The organism is Peterkaempfera griseoplana (assembly GCF_001418575.1).
GTDB lineage: Bacteria > Actinomycetota > Actinomycetes > Streptomycetales > Streptomycetaceae > Peterkaempfera > Peterkaempfera griseoplana.
The window spans coordinates 1-4188 of sequence record NZ_LIQR01000428.1 but is presented as its reverse complement, the minus strand read 5'-3'; the positions used below and the strand labels follow the sequence as shown (position 1 = coordinate 4188).

The 4188-nt window shown below is 76.8% G+C and carries 2 protein-coding genes and 1 pseudogene; 1 reads left to right on the top strand and 2 read right to left on the bottom strand.

Annotation, left to right across the window (positions count from 1 at the left end; all coding sequences use genetic code 11):
• Positions 1–900 (bottom strand): SDR family NAD(P)-dependent oxidoreductase (locus AOK09_RS28590; RefSeq protein WP_055590135.1); only part of this gene is annotated, 900 nt, incomplete at its 3' end.
• Between the two features lie 143 nt (positions 901–1043).
• Between AOK09_RS28590 and AOK09_RS28585 the strand changes: the two genes are divergently transcribed.
• Entirely contained in the window at positions 1044–3482 is a 2439-nt protein-coding gene (locus tag AOK09_RS28585; protein WP_063796102.1) for a SpoIIE family protein phosphatase, read from the top strand.
• Positions 3483–3588: 106 nt separating this feature from the next.
• On the opposite strand, the pseudogene AOK09_RS28580 reads toward AOK09_RS28585, so the two are convergent.
• Positions 3589–4188 (bottom strand): annotated as a pseudogene (locus tag AOK09_RS28580) (DUF2264 domain-containing protein); the annotation flags it as partial.

Below are 4188 nucleotides of genomic sequence, written 5' to 3'. Positions count from 1 at the left end.
GGGGTCGGTGGCATACGCCCGGACGCCACCCGCGCGCGAGCCGTCCTCGGCGGCGGGCTCGGCGATGTCGCAGTCCTCGCAGTACACCCCGCCCATGCCCGCCAGCTGCGGGGAGGTCGCCGCCCACACCTGGGTCGCGGCACCCTGCTCGGGCGTCTTGAACGACGCGTTCACCGGGTTGCCCGCCTCGTCGATCCAGCCGGCAGCGACCATCTCCTCCCTGGGCAGATGGCGCTGCAGCGGTGTGAGGATGCCGCCGGGGTGCAGCGCGAACGCCCGGACCCCCGCGTCCCGGCCGAGGGCGTCCAGCCGGACGGCGAACAGCACATTGGCGGTCTTCGCCTGCCCGTAGGCCTCCCACTTGTCGTATCCGCGCTCGAACTGCACGTCGTCCCAGCGGATGCCCGAGCGGCGGTGGCCCGCCGAGGACACCGAGACCACCCGGGCCCCGCCGTCCGCGGCGATCGCCGGCCAGAGCCGGTTGACCAGCGCGTAGTGGCCGAGGTGGTTGGTGGCGAACTGCGCCTCCCAGCCGGGGCCGACCCTGGTCTCCGGGCACGCCATGATCCCGGCGCTGTTGATCACCATGTCGAGGGAGCGCCCCGAGGAGAGGAAGCGCTCGGCGAACCCCCGCACGCTCTCCAGATCCCCGAGGTCGAGCTCGTCCACCTCCACCCCGTCGAGGGAGCCGAGCGCCTCCTTCGCGGCCGCCGGCCGCCTGGCCGGGACGACCACACGGGCGCCTGCGCGGACCAGGGCGCGGGTCGTCTCCAGTCCGAGGCCCGAGTAGCCGCCGGTGACAAGGGCGAGTCTGCCGGTGAGGTCGACCCCCCGGAGTACGTCGTCCGCGGTGCTCCGGGCGTCGAACCCCGAGTCGATCCTGCGCTGAGGTGTTGTCATGCGTCTCACGCTACGAGTTGGAGTGCGCTCCAGGGCAAGCCGCCGCGGGCGGGCGGCCGGGGTCCGCCGGTACGGCGCATCCGGGCACGGTGCGGAAGACTGGGAGGAGGAGCACGCGCCGGAGCGAGGACAGGCGGGTGATCATGAACGCATCGGCGCCGGAGAACGGCGGGCGGCAGCCCGGCGCCCAGGACCGGGCCCGCCTGGTGGTGGACGCACGGGGCGTCGTGGTGGAGTGGAGCCCCGCCGCGCAGCGGCTGCTGGGGCATCCGGCGGCCCGGGTGGTCGGCCGGCCGGTGACGGAACTGCTCGCGGGGGCGACGGACGGCGCCGGCGACACGGGGGACGTCGGACTGCGGCACCGCGACGGCCATGCGGTCGGCTGCCGGGTCCGGGTGCGCGCCGAGGCCGCCGGTACGGCCGACGGGCCCCGCTGGACCGTCGAGCTCACCGCGGCGGGCACCGGACCCGACCCGGCGATCGACGGCGCGCTGCTGGACGCGCTCTTCACCCGCTCCCCGGTGGGCCTGTTCGTCCTCGACCCGCAGCTGCGGCTGCTGCGGTTCAACGCGGCGGCCGAGGGGATGCGCGGCACCTCCATCCAGCAGACCCTGGGGCACCGGACCATCGAGGCCTGGCCCGAGTTCGGGGGCGAGACGGCCGAGCAGGTGATGAGCCGGGTGCTGGAGACCGGCGAGCCGGTGATCGGCTTCGAGAAGCGCGGCCGGCCGCCGGGCGACCCGGAGCACGAGCACATCTACTCGACGTCCCTGTTCCGGCTCCACGACGACGAGGGCCGGGTCCTCGGCATCGCGGACACCGCGATCGACGTCACCGAGCGCCGTCGCGCCCAGGAGCACCTCGCCCTGGTGGCCGAGGCGGGCGAGCGGGTGGGGACGACCCTCGATGTGCTGCGCACCGCCCAGGAACTGGCCGAGGTGATGGTGCCCAGGCTGGCGGACAGCGTCGCGGTGGACGTGCTGGAGCCGGTGCTGGGCGGGGACGAGATCCCCTCCGGCCCGGCCGAACCGGGAGTGGAGCTGCTGCGCGCCGCCTCCCGGTCGCGCCGGACGGACGGCACCGCCGGGGCGTACCCGGCCGCCGAGGCCGGCAGCTGCCCGGTGGGTGCGTCCGCACTCCGGGCACTCGCCGACCACCAGCCGCGACTGGTCCGCCCGGTGGCCGGGGACGGCGCCCTGGTGCACTCCGACCCGGCGCGTGACTGCGCCGAGCCGGAGGACGGGGTGCACTCCCTGATGCTGGTCCCGCTGGTCGCCCGGGACTCGGTCCTGGGGCTGGTCACCTGCCGTCGCCGGCGCGGGGACGCTCCCTTCGAGGAGGCGGACCTGGTGCTGGCCGTGGACCTCGCGGGCCGCGCGGCGGTCGCCCTGGACAACGCCCGCCGCTACGTCCGCGAACGCAACGCCGTACTGGCGCTGCAGCGCGGACTGCTGCCCCGCCGGCTCCCCGCCCCCAGCGCCGTGGTGGCGGCGCATCACCTGGTGCACTCCGGCGCCGGCGGCGACTGGGCGGAGGTCATCCCGCTGCCGGGGGCCCGGGCGGCCCTGGTGGTGGGCAGCGCCCCGGGACGGGGTCTGCGCACCGTGGCCACCATGGGACGGCTGAGGGCGGCCGTGCACACGCTCGCCGCTCTGGACCTGGCGCCCGACGAGGTGCTCGCCCGTCTGGACGAGGTGGTGCGCCACCTGTCCCGGGACGGCTCGGACGGCGGCGCGGACACCGGCGGCGGGCAGGCCTGCGGAGCCCGTGCCGGCGAGGCCGGTGCCACCTGCCTGTACGTGGTGTACGACCCGGTCACCCGGCGGTGCACCATGGCCACCGCCGGCGGCCCGGGGCCGGCGGTGCTCCGCCCCGACGGGACCGTCGACCTCCCCGAGCTGCCGGTCGGCCCACCGCTCGGGTGCACCGGGCCGCTGTTCGGCAAGGCCGAGGTGACGTTGCCCGAGGGCAGTCTGCTGGTGCTGCACACCCCCGGCCTGCTGCAGACGCGGCGGGACGGCACCGGCCGCGGGGAACTGGTCCGGCAGCTGACGCGCCCGGATGCCGCGCGGGACCCGGACGAACTCTGTGTGGCCCTCGCGGAGGCACTGCTCCCGGAGGACGCGGGTGACGACGCGGCGGTCCTGGTGGCCCGCACCAGGGTCCTGGGCAGCTCCCAGGTCGCCGCCTGGGAGCTGCCCGCCGACCCCGCGGCCGTGGCCACCGCCCGGCTGCTCGCCACCCGTCAGCTCTCCGTCTGGGCGCTGGACGAGGAGGTGTTCACCACCGAGCTGATCGTCAGTGAGCTGGTCACCAACTCCGTCAAGTACGCCGGTGCGCCCATCACCCTGCGGCTGATCCGGGACCGCACGCTGACCTGCGAGGTCTCCGACGGGAGCAGTACGGCTCCGCATCTGCGGCACGCCCGGACCACCGACGAGGGCGGCCGGGGGCTGGCGCTGGTCGGGCACGTGGCCCAGCGGTGGGGGACCCGCGCCACCGACCGCGGCAAGACCATCTGGGCGGAGCAGCCGATCGGCGCGGAGGCCCCGCTCCCCGAGGCCGCGCCGGTGCCCCTGTGAGGACGGCGGCCCGGGGACCGTGCCGTTCCGGAGCGGCCGCAGGCAGGGGCCGGGACGGACCCGCCGGGCGGGCGGGCGAGGCGCCGGCCACCGGGGCCGTCCGGGTTCAGGGGCTACTGCCGTCCGGCCTGGGGCAGCCGTCGAGCCGCAGCACGTCGGTGTGCCCGTCCGGCCAGGTCACGACCACCTCGACGCCCCGGTGGTCCGCATCCTCGCGGACGGCTGCCTCGGGGGCCGCCCCCACCGCCCGGCCCAGGGCGATCGCCGCGACGTACACCTCGCCCGGGTGCGGCTCCCGGCGGGACTCCAGATGGACGACGGCTGCGTACGGGCCGTGTGAGGTACGGCCGGTCGAGGTGCGGACGCCCGGACGCAGCGGCCCGTGCAACCCCACGGCGTGGGCCTGCAGTCCGTCCGCGGTGGTGGCGACGGCGCGGCCGGCGGCCGTCGCCCGGCCGGGGGGCCGCGTGTCGGCCACCGCCCAACCGCCGATGCGCAGCAGGGAGCCCCGGGCGTCGCCGTCGACCCGGACCGCACGCACCTCCCAGGGGCCGCGCAGCACCGAGCCCGTGGTCAGCCAGGGGCCGTCCTCCCCGCCGGGGCCCGATGGGGAGGCCCGGTGCCGGGAGGCGGCGGTCGTCCCGGCGACGGCCAGCCGGTGCAGGGGCCGCCGGTGGGTGGGGCGGCCCTCCGGGTCGACCAGGGC

Coding starts and splice junctions, on each gene's coding strand:
- AOK09_RS28585 (WP_063796102.1), top strand. CDS start 1,044: ATGAACGCATCGGCGCCGGAGAACGGCGGGCGGCAGCCCGGCGCCCAG.